Source organism: Novosphingobium sp. SG720 (assembly GCF_012275365.1).
Lineage (GTDB): Bacteria > Pseudomonadota > Alphaproteobacteria > Sphingomonadales > Sphingomonadaceae > Novosphingobium > Novosphingobium rhizosphaerae.
In genome coordinates this window covers 1,088,784-1,108,841 of sequence record NZ_JAAZQN010000001.1, presented here as the reverse complement: position 1 = coordinate 1,108,841, position 20,058 = coordinate 1,088,784, and the positions used below count along the sequence as shown (strand labels likewise).

Genomic DNA, 20,058 nt, shown 5'->3' with positions numbered 1-20,058 from the left:
GGAGCACTCGCGACATGAAAGCGGATTCCATTCTCGCCACTATCGGCAACACGCCGCATGTTCGCCTGTCCCGCCTGTTTCCCGACCACGAGGTATGGGTGAAGAGCGAGCGCACCAATCCCGGTGGCTCCATCAAGGACAGGATCGCATTGGCGATGATCGAGGCGGCCGAAGCCGACGGCAGCCTGCAACCCGGCGGCACCATCTTGGAGCCGACTTCGGGCAACACCGGCATCGGCCTGGCCATGGTGGCCGCCGTCAAGGGCTATAAGCTGGTGCTGGTCATGCCCGAATCGATGTCGATCGAGCGGCGCCGGCTGATGCTGGCCTATGGCGCAACATTTGACCTGACGCCGCGCGAAAAGGGCATGAAAGGCGCGATCGAACGCGCCAAGGAGCTGGTGGCGTCAACGCCCGGCGCCTGGATGCCCCAGCAGTTCGACAACCCCGCCAACGTGGCGGTGCACGTGCGCACCACGGCCCAGGAAATCCTGGCCGATTTTGCCGATAGCCCGATCGACGTGTTGATCACCGGCGTTGGCACCGGCGGCCACCTCACCGGCTGCGCCGAAGAGCTCAAGAAAGTCTGGCCCGGTTTCAAGGCCTATGCCGTGGAACCCACGCTCTCCCCGGTCATTTCCGGTGGGCAGCCCGCGCCGCACCCGATCCAGGGCATCGGCGCCGGGTTCATTCCGGGCAACCTGCATACCCAGGCGATCGACGGCGCGATCCAGGTCGATCCTGCCGATGCCAAGGAATGGGCCCGCCGCTCGGCGCGCGAAGAAGGCCTCCTGGTGGGCATTTCTTCGGGCGCGACGCTGGCTGCGATCGCCGCCAAGCTGGGCGAGCTGCCCCCGGGCAGCCGCGTGCTGGGCTTCAACTACGACACCGGCGAACGCTATCTGTCGGTGCCCGATTTCCTTCCGGAGTAACAAGCCTTGAGCCTTGAACGCATCGACTATGCGCATGGCGACGTGGCGCTGACGGGGTGGCTTGCCCGCCCCGAAGGCACCGCGCGCGGTGCGATCCTGATCCTGCCGACCATCGCCAATTACAACGAAGCGATGGGCCGCCGCGCCCAGATGCTGGCCGACCAGGGCTTTGTCGCCATGGTTGCCGATTTCTATGGCGAGCCGGTGGAAAGTTTCGAAGCCTCGTTCCCGCTGGGCAATGCCCTGCGTGAGAATGTCGATCATTATCGCGCCCGCTTGCAGGCCGGGCTCGATGCCCTGGCCGCCGCCGCACCAGGCCTGACACTCTCGGCGATCGGCTATTGCATGGGTGGCCAGGCCGCGCTCGAACTGGCCCGCGAAGGCGCGCCGATCGCACTGGCAGCCAGTTTCCACGGCATTCTGGCCACCGGTCGCCCGGCAACTGCGGAAACGCCGATCAAGGCGCGCATCCTGGTATGCCATGGCGATGCCGATCCGCTGGTCCCGCGCGAGCAGGTGCTCGATTTCTGGAAGGAAATGGATGCCGCCGGCGGCAACTGGCATTTCCACGCCTATGCCGGGGTCAAGCATGGCTTTACCGATCCCGACAGCGAAGCGCGCGGCAAGGATTTCCTGGGCTACAACGCCAGTGCCGATCGCCAGTCGTGGCTGGCGCTGACCGCCTTGCTCGACGAAGTCTATCCCTGATCCAGTGCAATCGGGCGGCGCCTCACGCCGAGGTGTCGCCCACCGCCCCCTCCAGCCCGCGCAATTGCGCCACAAAGCCTTCCAGCTCGGCAATGGCATCGGCAATGTCGGCCTGCTGGCGCACCAGGGCGGCAATCCGCTCCTGGCACTTGGCAATCGTCACGCGGCGTTGCTGCGCGCGGCCATCGCCCAGATCGTAAAGATCGATCATCTCGCGAATATCGGCCAGGCTGAAGCCCACGTTCTTGGCCCGCATGATCCACGCCAGACGCGCCCGGTCGCGGCGCGAATAGATCCGCTGCGTGCCCTGCCGCGTGGGCGAAATCAGCCCCTCATCCTCGTAAAAGCGCAAAGCCCGCGCCGTGACGCCGAATTCGGCAGACAAGTCGGTGATGGAAAACTGATCGCGGGCAAGGGCATCGGGCCGATCGATATGGCCGGCCGGGCCCTGAGCCGGTGTTGGGGCAGATGCAGCGCTGGTCGAATTGGCGGGCACGGGTTCCATGCCCGCCACGATACCGCGCAGCTTACGTAAACGTCAAACTGCAATCCGCTCAAGCGATCCGTCGGCCGCGATGCGGCGATAGAAGCAACTGGTGGCCAGGGTGTGGCAGGCCGGCCCCGCCGCCTCCACCCGCAGTTCCAGCGCGTCTTGGTCACAGTCCACGCGAATCTCCAGCACCTTGAGCACGTGGCCCGAGGTTTCACCCTTCATCCATTGCCGTTGCCGTGAGCGCGACCAGAAGTGGGCCAGGCCGGTTTCGCGCGTGCGCTCGATCGCCTCGCGGTCCATGTGCGCGAGCATCAGCAATTGCCCGGTGCGATGATCGATCGCCACGGCGGTGACCAGGCCCTGGGAATCGAAGCGCGGCATGAATGCCGTGCCCTGCTCGCGTTGCAGCGAATCGTTATCGACCGACACTGTGGGTAAATCCCTTCTGCAAAAAGCACCCCAACCGCATCCATTGTTGCACGATAACCACATGGCCGGGGCAAAATCGGCGGTATACGCGGCTTCCCCTTCCTTCCGGCGGCGCAATCGTCAAGAAAGAACATGCGGTTTGAGGGAACCGCGAACTGAACCGCCGAAAGGCGGCGCGGCAAGCGCCAAAGTTCAGGGACACGCGAGGGACCGGGTGGCTGGTTCGACCTTCTGACAAGGAAGGCACGGCCGTTCGGAGAGATTGAGTGGCGGGGCTACGGTCAGGGCCGAGAGGGAGCCCCGTCAATCAAAAGGTTTCGTCACGAAACGCCCGGGCCGCAAGGTTCCGGGCGTTTTCGGTTTGATGCCGTTTGCATCGTGCAAAACAGCCCCGGCGCGAATCACCCCTTTCCTTCGGCCTCGCGCAGCACGCGGGCAAAGCAGGCGATTTTCACCTTGGCCGCGCCAGCCCGGCGCAACGCGCGCACGCAGGCATCGCTGGTGGCCCCGCTGGTCAGCACATCGTCCACCAGCAAGACCTGCGCGCCCTTGAGCGATGCGCCGTGGCGCGGATGGGGGGCAATGGCGCCCGACAGCGCCTGCGCGCGGGCCTTGGCCCCCAGGCCGCCCAGCGAGGGCGTGCGCTTGCGCCGCACCAGGCCATCCACCACCAGCCGCTGCCCGGTGGCCTGGGCAATCTGCCTGGCCAGCAGCGCCGACTGGTTATAGCCGCGCTGCCACAGCCGCCAGCGGTGCAGCGGCACCGGCACGATCAGCCATTCCCCCTCCAGCACGGGCAGGCGCGCCACCATCAGCCGCGCCATCAGGCCGGCCAGGCCAACCTTGCGCCCATGCTTGAAGCGCAGCACGAGCGTGCGCGTGGCATCGCCATAGAGCGTGGCGGCGGCGATCCCGTCGTGCCGGGGCGGCTGCGCCATGCACGGCGCGCACAGCGCGTCTTCCTGGCCCACCAGGCTGGTGTCCAGCGGGCGCTGGCACAGCTTGCATGCCGGCTCTCCAGGGATTTCCAGATTGGACCAGCACGCCGCGCACAGACCGCCATGGCTTGCCAGCGTTTCGCCGCACAGCGGGCAGCGCGGCGGGAACAGCAGGTCGACGACCGGAGCAAGGAATGCGGGGCGCAGCATCGCCTGCTCTCCATCCCCCAGCGCAAGAGGCTTGGCAAGCGCGCAGCTTGCGGGCAGGCAGCACGCCATGGCTCAATCCGCATCCCCTTCCCAGCCCACGAATCCGGCCCCGCCGGTGATCTTTGCCCCGCAGCGCCGCCTGGCCCAGCGTGCGCGCATGCGCCGCCTGGCCCAGCGGCCCGATGCCGCGCATTTCCTGGCCGACGACATGATCGAGGACATGCTCGATCGCCTGTCGTTCCTGCGCCACTCGCCCAAGACGGCGCTGGTGATCGGGGATGTGCGCGGGGCGCTGGCCACCGCGCTCGTTGCCCAGGGCGTGGCGGTGACACGCGCCGATCCCGCGCCGCTGCCGGGCGAAACCGGCGTGGAGCAGGAAGCCCCCCTGCCCTTTGCTCAAGACTTTGATCTGATCGCCGTGCTCGGCACGCTCGACACGGTCAACGATCTGCCCGGCGCGCTGGTGCACTTGCGCCGCGCGCTCGCGCCCGATGGCCTGGCGATGATGAGCTTTACCGCCGCCGGCAGCCTGCCGGCCTTGCGCGGCGTGATGTTGGCGGCCGATGCCGACCGGCCCGCGCCTCGCGTGCACCCGCAGGTGGACGTGCGCGCCGGCGGGCAACTGCTGCAACGCGCCGGTTTTGCCGATCCGGTGATCGACAGCCGCAGCCTGGCGGTGCGCTATCGCAGCCTGGCGCGACTGGTGCAGGACTTGCGCGAACAGGGCCTGTCCAACTGCCTTGCCCGCCCCGGCGCCCCGCTGGGCAAGCCCGCGCTGGCCCGCGCGCAGCAAGCCTTTGCCGAAATGGCCGACGCGGATGGCCGCGTGACCGAGACGTTCGAGATCCTGACGCTGAGCGGCTGGGCCAAGCCGCTGCGCGCGCCGAAGTTTTAATCGTTGGATTGCGTAAGGCCTCGCACCACCCCCAACCCCCTCCTCTGAAGAGGAGGGGGCCTTTTTCAGCGGCTTAACTCCCCCTCCTCTTCAGAGGAGGGGGGGCGGGGGGTGGTGCGAGGCCTAAGCCAACCTCAAGCCTTCAGCGCCGCCTGCGCGGCCGCCAGCCGTGCGATCGGCACGCGATAGGGGCTGGCGGATACGTAATCGAGGCCGACCTTTTCGCAGAACGCGATGGAGGCCGGATCGCCGCCATGTTCGCCGCAGATGCCCAGCTTGATATCGGGGCGGGTCTTGCGGCCACGCTCGGCGGCGAGTTCCACCAGCTGGCCCACGCCTTCGATATCCAGGCTGACGAACGGATCGCGCGGGTAGATGCCCTGGTCCACATAGGGGTTGAGGAAGCGCGCGGCATCGTCGCGGCTCACGCCCAGGGTGGTCTGCGTCAGGTCGTTGGTGCCGAACGAGAAGAACGTGCCTTCCTCGGCGATTTCCCCGGCCATCAGCGCGGCGCGCGGCAGTTCGATCATCGTGCCGACGAGGTAGTCCAGCGTCTTGCCCTTGTCGGCAAAGACCTGGGCGGCCACGCGATCGACCAGCGCGCGCAGGATCTGCAGTTCCTTCTTGGTCGCCACCAGCGGGATCATGACTTCGGGCACGACCGCTTCGCCAGACTTCGTGGCAACTTCCACCGCCGCCTCGAAAATGGCCTGAGCCTGCATTTCATAGATTTCGGGGAACGTGATGCCCAGGCGGCAGCCGCGATGGCCCAGCATGGGGTTGAATTCGTGCAGCTCCCCGGCGCGGCGCTTGAGGTGGTCGACGCCCAGGCCGGTCACTTCGGCCAGTTCCTCGAACTCTGCATCGCCATGCGGCAGGAATTCGTGCAGCGGCGGATCGAGCAGGCGAATGGTGACCGGCAGGCCCGCCATCACTTCGAAGATCGAGATGAAGTCGGCGCGCTGTTCGGGCAGCAGCTTGGCCAGCGCGGCGCGGCGGCCGGCTTCGTCTTCGGCCAGGATCATCTGGCGCACGGCGGAAATGCGCCCGGCTTCGAAGAACATGTGCTCGGTGCGGCACAGGCCGATGCCTTCGGCACCGAACTGGCGCGCGACCTGGCAATCGAGCGGGGTTTCGGCGTTGGTGCGCACTTTCATGCGGCGGTGCTTGTCGGCCCAGACCATCAGCGTGGCGAAATCGCCAACCAGTTCGGGTTCCACCATCGGCACTTCACCGGCCATGATCTCGCCGGTCGAACCGTCGAGCGTGATCAGGTCGCCTTCGGCCACATCGCGGTTGCCGATGCGCGCCTTGCGCGAGACCATGTCGATCGACAGGCCCGAGGCGCCCGAAACGCAGGGACGGCCCATGCCGCGCGCCACCACGGCGGCGTGGCTGGTCATCCCGCCGCGCGCGGTAAGGATGCCCTTGGCCGCATGCATGCCGTGAATGTCTTCGGGCGAGGTTTCCACGCGCACCAAGATCACCGCATCGCCGCGTTCGGCGCGCGCCTGGGCGGTATCGGCATCGAACACGATCGCGCCGCTGGCCGCGCCCGGCGATGCCGGCAGGCCCTTGGTCAGCACGTCGCGCGGCGCCTTGGGATCGAGCGTGGGGTGCAGCAACTGGTCAAGCGCCATGGGATCGACGCGGGCGATCGCGGTCGCTTCGTCGATCAGGCCCTCGGCCACCATGTCCACGGCCATCTTGAGCGCGGCCTTGGCGGTGCGCTTGCCCGAGCGGGTTTGCAGCATCCACAGCTTGTTCTTTTCGACCGTGAACTCGATGTCCTGCATGTCCTTGTAGTGCTTTTCCAGCAGCTCGAACACGCTCGCCAGCTCGGCATAGGCCTGGGGCATGGCTTCTTCCATCGACAGCGGCTTGGCGCCGGCCCGCTCGCGCGAGAACTTGGTCAGGTACTGCGGGGTGCGGATGCCGGCCACCACGTCTTCGCCCTGGGCGTTGACCAGCCATTCGCCGTAATAGGCCTTTTCGCCGGTCGCCGGATCGCGCGTGAAGGCAACGCCGGTGGCCGAGGTATCGCCCATGTTGCCGAACACCATGGCCTGGACGTTGACCGCCGTGCCCCATTCGGCCGGAATGTCGTTCAGGCGGCGATAGACCTTGGCACGTTCGCTTTCCCAGCTATCGAACACCGCGCCGATCGCGCCCCAGAGCTGCTCGTGCACGTCCTGCGGGAACGGGCGGCCCAGTTCTTCGGAAACGATCGCCTTGTATTCGCCCACCAGCTTACGCCAGTTGTCCGCGCTCATTTCCACGTCGGCGTAATAGCCGTTGTCTTCCTTGGCGATTTCCAGCGCATCTTCAAAGCGATGGTGGTCCACGCCCAAGACGACGTCGGAATACATCTGGATGAAGCGGCGATAGCTGTCCCAGGCAAAGCGCGCGTCACCCGAATCCGTGGCGAGCCCTTCGACGGTCACGTCGTTGAGGCCCAGGTTGAGCACGGTGTCCATCATGCCGGGCATGGAAACCCGCGCGCCCGAACGCACCGAAACCAGCAGCGGATTGGCCGGATCGCCGAACACGCGGCCGGTGGCGCTTTCGATATGCGCGATCCCGGCGGCAACGCCCGCCTCGATACCGGCATCGAATGTCTTGCCGGCCGTGTTGTATTGCGCGCACACTTCGGTGCTGATCGTGAAGCCCGGCGGCACCGGCAGGCCGATGCCCGCCATCTCGGCGAGGTTCGCCCCCTTGCCCCCGGTGATGGTCTTGTCCTTGGCCCGAGGATCGTCGTTTCGCGCACCACCGCCGAAATGGAATACGTATGCACTCATAATTACAGTCCGTCCCCTGAGCAAAGTTGAGCCATTGCAAGGTCTAGGAAGTGGATCGAGGGCGCTTAGCCCTCGATCCGCGAAAAGTCCGCTACTTTGTGCACCGCAGCACGGAATTGGTCAAGCAGGGCCAAGCGATTGGTCCGTTTTTCCGCATCTGCGTCATTAACCGTAACCGTGTCGAAGAAGGCGTCGATCGGCGCGCGGAGCCAGGCGAGCGCAGCCATCGCCGTGGTAAACGCCTCTTCGCGCACCGCCGCTTCGACGTTGGGCGCGGCTTGGGCCAGCGCGGCCATCAGCGCCGCTTCGGCCGGTTCGGGCGCGTAGGGCAAGCCAGGCTGGCCATGCGCGAATTCGGCCGCAATATCCTTGAACAGCGGATCGTCCACCAGCACCAGCGGGTCTTCCTCGCCGGTGGGCGGCACCACGCCTTCGCCCTTGGCGCCGGCCGTGGCGGTGCCTTCCTTTTTCAGGATATTGGCCGCGCGCTTGTACCCGGCGAGCAGGTTCACGCCGTCCTCGGTGCCGACAAAGGCCTGGAGCGCGGAAACGCGCGCCAGCAGGCGGACGAGATCGCTTTCCCCGCCCAGCGCGAACACCGCATCGATCAGGTCATGCCGCACGCCCGCTTCGCGCTGCTGCACTTTCAGGCGATCGGCGAAGAAGGCGAGCAGGTCGCCCTCGCCCACGGCAAAGCGCAAGCCGTTCTCGGTGATGAGGCGAATGATGCCGAGCGCCGCACGACGCAGCGCAAAGGGATCCTTCGATCCGGTGGGCTTTTCATCGATCGCAAAGAAGCTGCGCAGCGTATCGAGCTTGTCCGCCAGCGCTACGCAGACCGAAACCGGCGCGGTCGGCACGTCGTCGCCCTGTCCCACCGGCTTGTAGTGATCGCGGATGGCGTCGGCCACGGCATCGGGCAGGCCTTCGGCGCGGGCGTAATAGCCGCCCATCAGGCCCTGCAGTTCGGGGAACTCGCCGACCATGTCGGTGACGAGATCGGCCTTGCACAGCTCCGCCGCCTGGCGCGCCAGCGCCGGATCGGCGCCGGGCACCACGCCTTCGCGGGCAAGCCATTCGGCCAGGTCGGCCACGCGGGCAACCTTGTCGGCCACGGTGCCCAGCTTTTCGTGGAAGGTGATCCGCGCCAGCTTCTTGGCCTGGGTGGCCAAGGGCACTTTCTTGTCCTGCTCCCAGAAGAAGCGAGCGTCGGACAGGCGCGCGGCCAGAACCTTGCGGTTGCCCGCCACGATCGCCGCGCCGCCATCGGTGGCAGCAATGTTGGCCGTGCAGACAAAGGCATTGGCCAGGTTGCCGGCAGCATCGCGGCAGATGAAATACTTCTGGTTCACCCGCGCGGTCAGCTGGATCACTTCGGGCGGCACTTCCAGGAACGCCTCGTCAAAGCGGCCGAGCAGCGGCTGTGGCCATTCGGTAAGGCCGGCATTTTCCACCACCAGGCCTTCGTCGTCCACCAGCACGAGGCCGGCTTCCTGCGCCGCGGCACGCGCCTTCTCGCGCACGATGGCTTCACGCTCGGCATGGTCGACGATCACGAAAGCGTCGCGCAGCTTGGCGGCGTAATCGCCGGCGCCCGTGATGGTCACGTCGCCACTGTGGTGGAAACGGTGGCCGCGCGTGACCGTGCCGGAGCGCACCCCGCCCACTTCGAGATCGATGGCCTCGTCGCCCAGAATGGCGATGATGCCGGACAGCGGGCGAACCCAGCGCAAGCTTTCCGGGCTGAACGACGCGGCACCCCAGCGCTGCGACTTGGGCCAGGGGAACGCGCGGACAATCGCCGGGATCGCTTGCGTGAGCACGTCTTTCGTGGCGCGGCCGGGCTTTTCGGTCACCGCGAACAGCACGCCGTCACGCTCGGTCAGTTGCTCGCGCGTCAAGCCGGTCTTGCGCAGGAAACCTTCGAGCGCTTGCGGCGGGGCCGAGGCGCGCGGACCTTTGACTTCCTCGCGCACCGCTTGCGTTGCCAGTGGCAAGTCACGCGCGATCAGCGCCAGGCGGCGCGGGGTGGACCACACCGTGATCGCGCCGGCCTTCAGTCCGGCAGCGGCCAGTTCCTTGACGAACAGCTTTTCCAGATCGGCGCGTGCGCCGGCCTGCATCCGCGCGGGGATTTCTTCGCTGCGCAGTTCGAGCAGGAAATCGGCGGTCATGCTCATGCGCTCCACCCCGGGAATTTCTGCGCCCATTCGTCCTTGTACTTGTCCATGTAGGCTTCGCACGAGCCGCGCGCGAGATCGCGCACCTTGCCCATGTAGCTGGCGCGTTCCTGGACGGAGATCACGCCGCGCGCCTGCAACAGGTTGAACACATGGCTGGCCTCGATCGCCTGTTCATAGGCCGGGATCGGCAGCTTGGCCTCAAGGCAGTTCTGGCATTCGGCCACGGCCTTGTTGAACAGGTCGAACAGCGCGTCGGTGTTGGCGATCTCGAAGTTCCACTTCGACATCTGGCGTTCGTTTTCCAGGAACACCTGGCCGTAGGTCACGCCCTGGCTGTTATAAGCCAGGTCATAGACGTTATCGACGCCCTGGATGTACATCGCCAGGCGTTCGAGGCCATACGTCAGCTCGCCCGCCACCGGCTTGCAATCGAACCCGCCCATCTGCTGGAAATAGGTGAACTGGGTCACTTCCATCCCGTCGCACCACACTTCCCAGCCCAGGCCCCATGCGCCGAGCGTGGGCGATTCCCAGTCGTCCTCCACAAAGCGGATGTCGTGTTGCAGCGGGTCCACCCCGATGGCGCGCAGGCTGTCGAGATAGAGGTCCTGCATGGCCTCCGGGCTCGGCTTCATGATCACCTGGTATTGGTAATAGTGCTGAAGCCGGTTGGGATTTTCGCCATAGCGGCCGTCGGTCGGCCGGCGGCTGGGCTGCACATAGGCTGCGTTCCACGGTTCCGGACCCAGCGAACGCAGCGTGGTGGCCGGGTGAAACGTGCCCGCGCCCACGCGCATGTCATAGGGTTGCAGGACAAGGCAGCCCTTCTCGCTCCAATAGGCGTGGAGGCGCAGGATCATGTCCTGCAGGCTGAGCGGCTTTGGTGCAGTGTCGGCCATGGTGTGCCGCCCATGGCCGATGGCGGGCCGCAAATCAACCGCAAGCAGACGCAAGATGGGGACTTCCCATGGCAGCCTGCGCTGTGCATGGGACAAGCATGCGCCGTTTTCCCAAGCCCCTTCCCAGCCTGATCTCCGCCTGCGCCGTGTTCGCGCTATTGTGGCAGCCGCTGCCGGCCAAGGCCCAGATCGTGCCGTCGCTGCCCGCCGCCGATACACCGCCGCCGCCATCGCGCCCGGCGCTGTGGAAAGTGTCCGATGCCGATACCACCATCTGGCTGTTCGGCACGATCCATGTGCTGCCCAAGGGCGGCGCGCCATGGCTGGTGGGACCCGTCGCGCAAGCGCTGCAAGGGTCAGACACGCTCGTTACCGAAATTGCGCAGGCCGACACGCAGGCCTCGGCAGAGCATGGGGCGAGCCTTTCCCCCGGTATGCTGCCGGCCGGTCAGACCCTGCCCGCGCTGTTGGGGCCGGAACGCGCCGGCAGGCTTGCCGCCACGCTGACCGCCTCGGGCGTTCCGGCTGCACAGTTCGATGCCTACAAGCCATGGATGGCGGCCACCGCGCTATCCCTGCTGCCGCTGATCCAGCGCGGCTATCTGACCTCGCAAGGCGTGGAAGCAACATTGGAAAACGCCCACCCGCAAAAGCAGGAGGCGCTCGAAACCGTGGCGTTCCAGCTTGGCCTGCTCGATGGCCTGCCGCAGGACGCGCAAATCGCCTGGCTCGACACGGTGATCGCCCAGTACGATACCATCGGCATGCAGATCGCCCAGATGGTCAATGCCTGGCGCGCGGGTGATCCCGACGAACTGGGCCGCTTGATGACCGCAGACATGCAGGATGATCCGCGCCTGGTCGAAACCTTGCTCACCCGCCGCAACGCCACCTGGGCCAAATGGATCGTGCAACGCCTTAAAACGCCGGGCACGGTGTTCGTGGCAGTGGGCGCCGGGCACCTTGCCGGCAAGGGCAGCGTGCAGGACGATCTGGCCAAGGACGGCATTGCCGTCACGCGGGTGCAATAGGCCATGCGCTGGAAAAACGTCCTTGCCGCCGCGTTCGCCCTGCTCGCCGCCGCCTGTCACAAGCCTGCGCCGCAAGCGCCTCCGGCCAAAGTGGCGCTGTGGGAAATCGCCGATACCAGCGGCACGCGCGGCTGGATCTTCGGCACGGTGCATGCCCTGCCCGCCGGGCTGCAATGGCGCCGGCCGGCGATCGACCACGCGCTGGCCAACGCCGACCGTCTCGTCCTGGAAATCGCGCAACCGCTCGATGGCAATGTCGCCGGCGTAGCCCTGGCGCGCCTGGCCTACACCCCCGGCCTGCCGCCCCCGTCGCAACGGGTGGCGATGAAGTATCGCGCGGCGCTGGCCAAGGTCTACAAAGACCTCAACCTCACCGACGCGCAGTTCCAGAACGAGGAAACCTGGGCCGTAGCCCTGCAGATCGCCTCGATCGGCGGGGAAAAGCAAGGCATGGACCCGGCCAGCGGGGTGGAGCCGCAATTGCGCAAGCTGATCGGCGGCAAGCCCGTGCAGGGCCTGGAAACGCTGGACGGGCAATTCGGCATTTTCGATACCTTGCCGCCATACGCGCAGCAGACCCTGCTGGAACAAGTTGCCGTGGAGGCGGCCGACGACAGCGACGACGATGCCGACATGGTGCGCCTGTGGCTGCGCGGCGATGACCTGGGCATTGCCCGCGAAAGCCAGAAAGGCTTCCTGTCCGATCCCACGCTGCACCAGGCGCTGCTCACGGCGCGCAATGCGGCCTGGGCGGCGCAGATCGATGCGATGCTGAAAGATGGCGCCGCACCGTTCATCGCCGTGGGCGCGGCGCATGTGGCGGGCAGCGATGGCCTGCCTGCCCTGCTCAAGGCGCGCGGCTGGCTGGTGCGCCGGGTGGAATAGCGCCTGATCAAGCACTGGCGCGCTTGCATTTTCGCGGCAATCGGCTATGGGCCGCCGCTTCCCCGTCATGGTCATCCCTGGAGGCGTGGCGGAAGGAATGCACAACAGATTTATTTCGGAAGGTAATTCACATGAGCGAGACGCTGACTCTGTCGGCTGAGCTGCGCGAACGGGCTGGCAAGGGAGCCTCCCGTGTTCTGCGTCGCGAAGGCCGCACCCCCGCCGTGATCTATGGCGGCAACCAGGAACCGGTTGCCATCCACATCGAGGAAAAGGCGCTGGCCAAGGCCCTGGGCACCGGCCACTTCTTCAACTCGATCGTCGAGCTGACCATCGGCGGCCAGACCGTCCGCACCCTGCCCAAGGACGTGGCCTTCCACGCCGTGAGCGACCGTCCGCAGCACGCCGACTTCCTGCGCGTGGCCGCCAACGCCGAAGTGCACGTGAACGTGCCCGTGGTGTTCCAGAATGAAGAAAAGGCCCCCGGCATCAAGGCTGGTGGCGTGCTCAACATCGTGCGCCACGAACTCGAACTGGTGTGCGAAGCGAACAAGATCCCCGATGACATCATCGTCGATCTGTCCGGTCTGGAAGTGGGCGACTCGGTGCATATCAGCGCTGTGAGCCTGCCCGCCGGCGCCCGCTCGGCCATTACCGACCGCGACTTCACCATTGCCACGATCGCCACCCCCACGGTGCTGACCGAGGAAGAAGAAGCCGGCGAAGCCACCACGGAAGGTTGATCCTTCCGGGCCTGCGCAGCGCAAAAAGCTGTGCAGGCCGGCAAGCTATCGGGAACCCCTTCTGCCGCGCAGGAGGGGTTTCTTTTTGGAGCCGCGCGACGGCAAGGAGCATCTGCCATGCAAGTCTGGGTTGGCCTGGGCAATCCCGGCCCGCAATACGCGCTGCATCGCCACAACGTGGGCTTCATGGCGCTCGACACCATTGCCGAAGTGCATGGCTTTGGCCCGGTGCAGAAGAAATTCCAGGGCTGGGTGCAGGAAGGCCGCATCGGTGGCGACAAGGTGATCCTGCTCAAGCCCGCAACGTTCATGAACGAAAGCGGCCGTGCCGTGGGCGAAGCGCTGCGCTTCTACAAGCTGGGCACCGACGCGCTAACCGTGTTCCACGACGAGTTGGACCTGGCCCCGTTCAAGGTGAAAGTGAAGCAAGGCGGCGGCCATGCCGGCCACAACGGCTTGCGATCGGTCGACCAGCATTGCGGCGCCGATTTCCGCCGCATTCGCCTGGGCATCGGCCATCCCGGCCACAAGGATCGCGTCACCGGCTATGTGCTCAGCCCCTTTGCCAAGGCCGAGCAGGACGACCTGGTCACCATGCTGGGCGCCGTGGCGGCAGAGGCGGACCGCCTGGCACGCGGCGAAGACACCCGCTTCATGAACGACGTGGCGCTGCGCCAGCAGGATTGACCCCATTGGCGCGGGCTGCAACGAAACGCAAAGGTTAACGCCGATCCGCGTAAAAACCGTCGGAAACGCTTACAACAGCCATACCCCTGAAGCACCATTAACTATCGAAAATGGCGGAAATCCGTAATTGGCACCGGATTTGCTTTTATTCCCGTCAACCAAGACGGAATTCTCGAATTCGCCAGTTTACCGGATTTGACAGGGGACAGACCATGAAGCGCTCGATTGCCATTCTCGCCGCCGCGATGACCACCACCATTGCTGCCGCACCGGCCCATGCCACCTTCTTCCACACGCACTACTGCAACTGCGGCCACTCGTCCGGTTCGGCCATGTGCGGCAGCACGTCGTCCACCTCGTCCTCGACTTCGTCGACCTCGGGCGGCAGCACCACGTCTTCGACCACGTCGTCCACCTCGGGCGGTTCGACCACCTCGTCCTCGACTTCGGGTGGCAGCACCACGTCTTCGACCACTTCGGGCGGCTCGACCACCTCTTCGACGACGTCGGGCGGCAGCACCACTTCCTCGTCGACCGGCGGCACCGACGTGCCGGAACCGGGCATGCTCGGCCTGATGGGTGCGGGCCTGGCCGGTCTCGCCTTCGTGCGCCGCCGTCGCCGCTGATCCACGCCGGCGCATAGCGGGGGGATACCGGCACAGGGACGGGCTTGCGCATACCGCGCGGCCCGGCTGGCCCCCGCAACCGCCTCAGCGTTGTTTCTCCGCACTCCGTCCAAGCCTGGCTTGGGCGGCGTGTTGCGTTGAAAGTGGCCCAGCGCGGTGTCAGCGTGCCTGGGCGCGGGCCAGATCGGCGCGGAACAGGCGGTTGGCGGGCTCGGCCTCTGCGGCGCGGGCGAGCAGCCGGCGCGCCGCATCCAGGTCTTGCCCGGCATTGAGCCGCGCCAGACCAGCCATGTGCACCATGTCGGGATCGCGCGGCGCGATCAGCAGGGCGCGGTCGGCATAGGCAATCGCCTCGTGGTGGCGCCCGGCGTTGCTGCACGCCACGGCCAGGCGCTTTAGCACTTCGGCATCGCTGCCATCGGCCAGCAGCGCCGTATAAGCCTCGATCGCCGCGGTCCAATCGCGCCGACCCATGGCCGCCTGCCCTTCCCCGGCCAGGCGCTGGTCCTGCTGCCACTGGGCAGAGCGGATGCGTCCCGCCAGGGCATCGGCAGCCGGATCGCCCGCCGCCCGCGCCGCACGCAGCGCCAGGTCCAGTTCGCGCGGGCCGGCCAGCAGCGAATCCGACAGCGGCCGGATCGTGCGCAAGGCCGTGGCGGGATCACCGGTGGCCAATTGCGCTTCGGCCAGCATCATGCGCGAATAGGGGTTCTGCGGCGAAAGCAGCAGGGCGCGGGCAAAGATCACCCGCGCCTGCTCGGGATGGCCCAGGCGCAACAACGCCTCGGCATACGTGAGGCCATTGGGCGTGCGCGGATCGAGGTCGATCTCGTGCGGGGCCAGCAATTGGCGCACCTTTTCCCAATCGCCCTTCTCGCTGGCGAACTGCACTTGCAGGTCGAGCACGCGGCCATCGCCCGGCGCCAGCTTGGCGGCGCGGGTGATCAGGCCGATGGCCCGGTCCAGCTGGCCCTGCATGTCGGCCAGGTTGGCTCGCTCGATCAACGGTTCCACACGGGTGGGATAGCCGGCGATGGCCCGGTCATAGGCCACGGCCGCCTGGTCAAGCTGCCCCTGCTTGGCCCGCAGCGCGCCTTCCACCATCGCGGTATCGAGGCCCTTGGGATCGCCGCGCTGCATCACCGCCAGCGCCGCTTGCGCGCCGGCATAGTCTTCGGCCGTGATCAGGAAGCGGGCATAATCGCGCGCCAGCGCCACGTTATCGCCAGCGGCAAGGCCCTGGCGGAAGGCGGCCAGTGCATCGGCATTATTGCCCAGGGCCTGCTGCGCGGCGGCGCGCAGGCGCCAGGCATCGGCATCGCCATCCTGCCCGAGCAGCGACAACGCCTGGCGCGGTAGCCCGCGCAACAGCGCCGCTTCGGCCTTCATGCGATTGACCGCAGCCCCTCCACCGCCGGCTTCGTCCAGCCGCACCAAGGTGGCCTGGGCGCCATCGCCATCACCCAATTGCAACTGCGCGCGCGCCAGCAGGCGCAGCAGGGCCTGGGCATCGCCCGGCGCCAGCTTGCCCGAATCGAGCCCAGAATCGAGCGCAGCCAGCGCCTCCATCCGTGCCGCCACGAAATCCTGCGCGGCAAAGGCCGTGCGCGCGCGGGCCGCATGGGCTGACGGATCATCGCCACAGCCGGCCAGCGCCAGCCCCGCGCCCGCCACCAGGGCGAGCGCCAACCCACGAGAGGAACGCGAAAGGGAAGACCAGGCAGGGCGCTTCATGCCGCCTGCCATGCCAGCAAGGGTTGAAACTTCGATGAAGATTGTCGCCACCCCACGCAAAACCCCGTGCCCTGCCACCCGTGCCCCCTTGACCTTGCGCGTGCAAGCCACCATCGCCAGCCGCAATATGCGGCCCCGCATCGGCTTGGGGCCATAGCCAAGGACACGAAGATGGGTTTTCGTTGCGGGATCGTCGGCCTTCCCAATGTCGGCAAGTCGACGCTGTTCAACGCGCTGACCGAGACGCAGGCCGCCCAGGCCGCCAACTATCCGTTCTGCACGATCGAACCCAACGTGGGCAACGTGGGCGTGCCCGATCCCCGGCTCGATACCCTGGCCAAGATCGCCGGCAGCCAGAAGATCATCCCCACCCAGCTTGGCTTTGTCGACATTGCCGGCCTGGTGCGCGGCGCATCCAAGGGCGAAGGCCTGGGCAACCAGTTCCTGGGCAACATCCGCGAGGTGGATGCGATCATCCACGTCCTGCGCTGCTTTGAAAACGACGATATCCAGCACGTGGACAACCGCGTCGATCCGTTGTCGGATGCCGACACGGTGGAAACCGAACTGATGCTGGCCGATCTCGACAGTCTGGAAAAGCGCGTGCCCGCCGCGGCCAAGAAGGCGACCAGCGGTGACAAGGAAGCCAAGGCCATGGCCTCGGTCCTGGGCCAGGCGCTGGAACTGCTGCGCGAAGGCAAGCCCGCCCGGCTGACCCAGCCCAAGGACGACGAGGAAGAGCGCCTGTTCCGCCAGGCCCAGTTGCTCACCGCCAAACCGGTGCTCTATGTCTGCAACGTGGAAGAGGAAAGCGCGGCCAGCGGCAACGCTCATTCGGCTCGCGTGTTCGAAAAGGCCAAGGCCGAAGGCGCCGAGGCCGTGGTCGTCTCCGCCGCGATCGAGGCAGACCTGATCGGCATGGACACCGAAGAGCGCCTGGCGTTCCTGGAAGAACTGGGCCTGCACGAAACCGGCCTCAACCGCGTGATCCGCGCCGGATACGATCTCTTGCACCTGCTCACCTTCTTCACCGTCGGCCCCAAGGAAGCCCGCGCCTGGACCGTGCACCAGGGCGCCAAGGCCCCCGAAGCGGCGGGTGAAATCCACTCCGACATGCAGCGCGGCTTCATCCGTGCCGAAACCATCGCCTATGACGATTTCGTCGGCCTGGGCGGCGAAGCGGCCGCGCGCGATGCAGGGAAGCTGCGCCAGGAAGGCAAGGAATACGTCGTCAAGGATGGTGACGTGATGCACTTCAAGTTCAACGTCTGAGTGCACGGTTGACGTAAGCGTAAGGCAGGTGCACCCTGCCGCCATGCGATACTATGAAGATCTGGAGGTTGGCGCCGTTGCCCGGTTCGGGCAGCGTGTCGTCACGCGCGAGGAAGTGGTCGAATTTGCGGGCAAATACGATCCGCAGCCGTTCCACCTGTCTGACGAAGCGGCCGCCGCCACCCATTTCGGGCGGCTTTCGGCGAGCGGCTGGCACACTTGCGCCATGACCATGGCAATGATCGTGGAAGAGCAGGAGCGCGCCGGCCACCAGGGCCTGGGTTCGCCCGGCATCGACGAACTGCGCTGGCGCCATCCGGTCTATCCCGGCGACACGCTGCGGGTGGAAACCGAAATCCTGGGCAAGCGCCGCAGCCAGTCGCGCCCCGAGATGGGCCTGTTTCGCGCCGCCACCCGCGTGCTCAACCAGGACGATGTCGTGGTTCTGACCATGGTGAGCAATGCGATGGTTTCAACGCGCGATCCCACTGCCACCGATTGACCGGCGAAAAAAGGGCGCGCGTGCCGATGCAACGCGCGCCCTGGCAATGATTACATGTGCTGTGCCGAAGTCTGGTCGGCGGTCACCGGGCGATGCAGCGTGTTCTGCCGCTTGGCCGCATGGTGACGGGCATGGTGCTTCTTCGCCCTCTTGGGGTGGGTCTTCGCCCACTTCCAGCGTTCGAGCGAACGCAGGCGCGTTTCCAGAGAGTCCGCACGGGTGCCGGCCGATTGCGCCGCCATCGAGGCGGCCTGCGCGGCCGAACCGGCGCCTTGTGCGGCAGCCATCGCATTGTTGGCCGAACCCTGGGCCTGCGCCGCAGCCTGTGCGGCAGTGTCGGCAGAGCCCTGTGCCCGCTGTGCGGCCGTAACCCCTTCGTCGGCTCGCGCCTGTGCCTGATCAGCAGCCGCTTGCGCGCGCTTAACCGATCCGGTGGTTGCGCACCCTGCCAGCGCCATTGGCAAAAGTGCTGAAAGCAACACGATGTGGCGACCCTTGTTCATAGGCATTTCCCTTAGTCGTTGGCGCCCCCGCGCGATGGAAGACGCACAAGGCGGCAAAGGGGAACCACGGGAAATGCCCAAACGCGCCAGATTGGTGTTTTTGCGCGATATGGTGACGAAACCTACATCGGCTTGCACTGCACATTGCCCTTGGCGTTGTAGACCGGGCGATTATCAGCGTCGGTAATGATCAATTGCCCGGTAAAGCTGTCGATCACGCCCATCGTCTTGCCCTTGCCATCATCGATCCGCGTCAGCGTGAGCGCCCATTCGCGCCCGGTATAGTGCGACCAGCCATGCTGGGGCAGCTTCGCGCTGCCCTTGTCAGCCGCCAGGATAACCGGCGCGCCGTCCAGCTTGATGATGCCCCGGTCCTCCTGCGCCAGCAGCACCGCCCCCATCCCGCCATTGTCAGGTACGAAGTTGCATCCCGATCCGGTCAGCTTGCCTTTGGTGATATCGAAGAAGTCGATCACTTGCGGGCTGATCTCGCGCGCCGGCGCCCGCTCCTTCTGCGCCGCCTCCACCTGGGCAATCGCGGCCGCGTCGCTCTGCTGCGGCGCCTTGTGGCAGGCGGTCAGGGCGGCCAGGGGCAGAAGGATCGCAAGGTGCCGCATGAACTCTCTCTCCTTTTCGCAGGCAAGCCCCTCGATAATCTCACAAGCACCAGCAACCAAGCAGATCCTCACCCGCTGCACGGAGGGTGGATGTTGGCGCGGTTTTCCTGTCGGTTAACGCCTTCTGCGCTTGCCTGCGCTTCCGCGCATTCCTTATGCCTTGCTCGCCTGTTGGAAGAGAACCGCGATGAGCCGTAGATCCCGCACCATCCGATTGCCGCCCCCATTCCTGAAGCGCGCCTGGCTGCCCACCATTTCCCAAGACGCCGAATTGGACTGGAATGCCTATCCCCTGTCGCTGCCCATCGTCCAGAACGAGGGCCTCGACCTGACATTCGAAAAGGCAATCACAATCATTGTCGGCGAAAACGGCTCGGGCAAGTCCACCATTCTGGAGGCGCTGGCCACCATGGCCGGCTTTAGCGAAAGCGGTGGTGCGGCGGGCATGCGTGCCGTTGCCCCCTCGGTCGCTTCGGGCGAAGACGGAGCGCGCCTGGGCGAGCTGCTCAAGGCAGCATGGCTGCCCCAGGTCAAGCATGGCTGGTTTTTCCGCGCCGAGAGCTTCTTTTCCGTGGCCCGCTATCTCGATGAGATGGGATCCCTGCGCGCCGGCTATCTGCGCGCGTCGCACGGCGAAGGCTTCTTCAGCTTCTTCGAAGAGCGCCTTACCGAACCGGGTCTTTTCATTCTCGACGAACCGGAATCGGCCCTGTCACCGGCAAAGCAGTTCGAGTTCCTCAAGCTGCTGCGCCAACTTCAGCGCGCCGGCACCTGCCAGATCATCATGGCCACACACTCACCCATCCTGATGGCCCTGCCAGATGCCGATCTCTGGCAACTCGACGAATTCGGCTTTCGCCCCACCGCCATCGAACAGACCGCGCACTTCAAGCTCTATCGGGAATTCGTGCTCTATCCACACGAAACCGTCGAAACGATGATCGACTGACTCAGCCGAGCGCATCTTCCG

The 20,058-nt window shown here is 66.1% G+C and carries 20 protein-coding genes; 11 read left to right on the top strand and 9 right to left on the bottom strand.

What is annotated here, in order from left to right; genetic code table 11:
• The first annotated feature begins 14 nt into the window (after positions 1–14).
• On the top strand, positions 15–932 hold the full coding sequence (gene cysK / locus FHW94_RS05010; RefSeq protein WP_168554618.1) for a cysteine synthase A: 918 nt from the start codon (positions 15–17) through the stop codon (positions 930–932).
• A gap of 6 nt (positions 933–938) precedes the next feature.
• Positions 939–1,640, top strand: a complete 702-nt coding sequence (locus FHW94_RS05005; protein WP_168554617.1) for a dienelactone hydrolase family protein — start codon at positions 939–941, stop codon at positions 1,638–1,640.
• 22 nt (positions 1,641–1,662) lie between these two features.
• Here FHW94_RS05005 and FHW94_RS05000 read toward each other — a convergent pair whose 3' ends face one another.
• The 3 genes from FHW94_RS05000 to FHW94_RS04990 all read right to left on the bottom strand — a co-directional run bounded on the left by FHW94_RS05000 (position 1,663) and on the right by FHW94_RS04990 (position 3,710).
• On the bottom strand, positions 1,663–2,145 hold the full coding sequence (locus FHW94_RS05000; RefSeq protein ID WP_210425454.1) for a MerR family DNA-binding transcriptional regulator: 483 nt from the start codon (positions 2,143–2,145) through the stop codon (positions 1,663–1,665).
• Between the two features lie 33 nt (positions 2,146–2,178).
• The gene (hisI, locus tag FHW94_RS04995) at positions 2,179–2,562 is read right to left on the bottom strand and encodes a phosphoribosyl-AMP cyclohydrolase (RefSeq protein WP_348981757.1); all 384 of its coding nucleotides are present in this window, start codon (positions 2,560–2,562) and stop codon (positions 2,179–2,181) included.
• Between the two features lie 401 nt (positions 2,563–2,963).
• A complete protein-coding gene (locus FHW94_RS04990) occupies positions 2,964–3,710 on the bottom strand; it encodes a ComF family protein (protein ID WP_168554616.1) in 747 nt (248 codons plus the stop codon).
• Between the two features lie 67 nt (positions 3,711–3,777).
• On the opposite strand from FHW94_RS04990, the gene FHW94_RS04985 reads away from it, so the two are divergent.
• Positions 3,778–4,605 (top strand): methyltransferase domain-containing protein, encoded by an 828-nt coding sequence (locus FHW94_RS04985; RefSeq protein WP_246865885.1) that lies wholly within the window; start codon positions 3,778–3,780, stop codon positions 4,603–4,605.
• A 134-nt stretch (positions 4,606–4,739) separates the two neighbouring features.
• Here FHW94_RS04985 and ppdK read toward each other — a convergent pair whose 3' ends face one another.
• From ppdK to FHW94_RS04970, 3 genes are all read right to left on the bottom strand, one after another.
• Positions 4,740–7,406, bottom strand: coding sequence for a pyruvate, phosphate dikinase (gene ppdK, locus FHW94_RS04980; RefSeq protein ID WP_168554615.1), 2,667 nt, complete (start codon positions 7,404–7,406; stop codon positions 4,740–4,742).
• Positions 7,407–7,471: 65 nt separating this feature from the next.
• The gene (gene glyS / locus FHW94_RS04975; protein WP_246865884.1) at positions 7,472–9,580 is read right to left on the bottom strand and encodes a glycine--tRNA ligase subunit beta; all 2,109 of its coding nucleotides are present in this window, start codon (positions 9,578–9,580) and stop codon (positions 7,472–7,474) included.
• 2 nt (positions 9,581–9,582) lie between these two features.
• Positions 9,583–10,488: a glycine--tRNA ligase subunit alpha gene (locus FHW94_RS04970; RefSeq protein WP_168554613.1), complete on the bottom strand. Its 906-nt coding sequence runs from the start codon at positions 10,486–10,488 to the stop codon at positions 9,583–9,585.
• 98 nt (positions 10,489–10,586) lie between these two features.
• Here FHW94_RS04970 and FHW94_RS04965 point away from each other — a divergent pair, with 98 nt between their 5' ends.
• From FHW94_RS04965 to FHW94_RS04945, 5 genes are all read left to right on the top strand, one after another.
• Entirely contained in the window at positions 10,587–11,519 is a 933-nt protein-coding gene (locus FHW94_RS04965) for a TraB/GumN family protein (protein WP_168554612.1), read from the top strand.
• Positions 11,520–11,522: 3 nt separating this feature from the next.
• On the top strand, positions 11,523–12,404 hold the full coding sequence (locus FHW94_RS04960; protein ID WP_168554611.1) for a TraB/GumN family protein: 882 nt from the start codon (positions 11,523–11,525) through the stop codon (positions 12,402–12,404).
• 131 nt (positions 12,405–12,535) lie between these two features.
• Entirely contained in the window at positions 12,536–13,147 is a 612-nt protein-coding gene (locus FHW94_RS04955) for a 50S ribosomal protein L25/general stress protein Ctc (RefSeq protein ID WP_168554610.1), read from the top strand.
• Positions 13,148–13,264: 117 nt separating this feature from the next.
• Positions 13,265–13,834: an aminoacyl-tRNA hydrolase gene (gene pth / locus FHW94_RS04950; protein WP_168554609.1), complete on the top strand. Its 570-nt coding sequence runs from the start codon at positions 13,265–13,267 to the stop codon at positions 13,832–13,834.
• Between the two features lie 212 nt (positions 13,835–14,046).
• The gene (locus tag FHW94_RS04945; RefSeq protein ID WP_168554608.1) at positions 14,047–14,460 is read left to right on the top strand and encodes a PEP-CTERM sorting domain-containing protein; all 414 of its coding nucleotides are present in this window, start codon (positions 14,047–14,049) and stop codon (positions 14,458–14,460) included.
• A 159-nt stretch (positions 14,461–14,619) separates the two neighbouring features.
• Here the strand turns inward: FHW94_RS04945 and FHW94_RS04940 are convergent, their stop codons facing one another.
• On the bottom strand, positions 14,620–16,194 hold the full coding sequence (locus FHW94_RS04940) for a tetratricopeptide repeat protein (RefSeq protein WP_168554607.1): 1,575 nt from the start codon (positions 16,192–16,194) through the stop codon (positions 14,620–14,622).
• Positions 16,195–16,365: 171 nt separating this feature from the next.
• On the opposite strand from FHW94_RS04940, the gene ychF reads away from it, so the two are divergent.
• Entirely contained in the window at positions 16,366–17,466 is a 1,101-nt protein-coding gene (gene ychF / locus FHW94_RS04935; protein ID WP_168554606.1) for a redox-regulated ATPase YchF, read from the top strand.
• Positions 17,467–17,509: 43 nt separating this feature from the next.
• Positions 17,510–17,968, top strand: coding sequence for a MaoC family dehydratase (locus tag FHW94_RS04930; RefSeq protein WP_168554605.1), 459 nt, complete (start codon positions 17,510–17,512; stop codon positions 17,966–17,968).
• A gap of 50 nt (positions 17,969–18,018) precedes the next feature.
• On the opposite strand, the gene FHW94_RS04925 is transcribed toward FHW94_RS04930, so the two are convergent.
• On the bottom strand, positions 18,019–18,471 hold the full coding sequence (locus FHW94_RS04925; RefSeq protein ID WP_210425453.1) for a hypothetical protein: 453 nt from the start codon (positions 18,469–18,471) through the stop codon (positions 18,019–18,021).
• A 122-nt stretch (positions 18,472–18,593) separates the two neighbouring features.
• Positions 18,594–19,088, bottom strand: coding sequence for a hypothetical protein (locus FHW94_RS04920; RefSeq protein WP_168554604.1), 495 nt, complete (start codon positions 19,086–19,088; stop codon positions 18,594–18,596).
• A 187-nt stretch (positions 19,089–19,275) separates the two neighbouring features.
• On the opposite strand from FHW94_RS04920, the gene FHW94_RS04915 reads away from it, so the two are divergent.
• Positions 19,276–20,037: an AAA family ATPase gene (locus FHW94_RS04915; RefSeq protein ID WP_168554603.1), complete on the top strand. Its 762-nt coding sequence runs from the start codon at positions 19,276–19,278 to the stop codon at positions 20,035–20,037.
• The last annotated feature ends 21 nt before the right edge of the window (positions 20,038–20,058 follow it).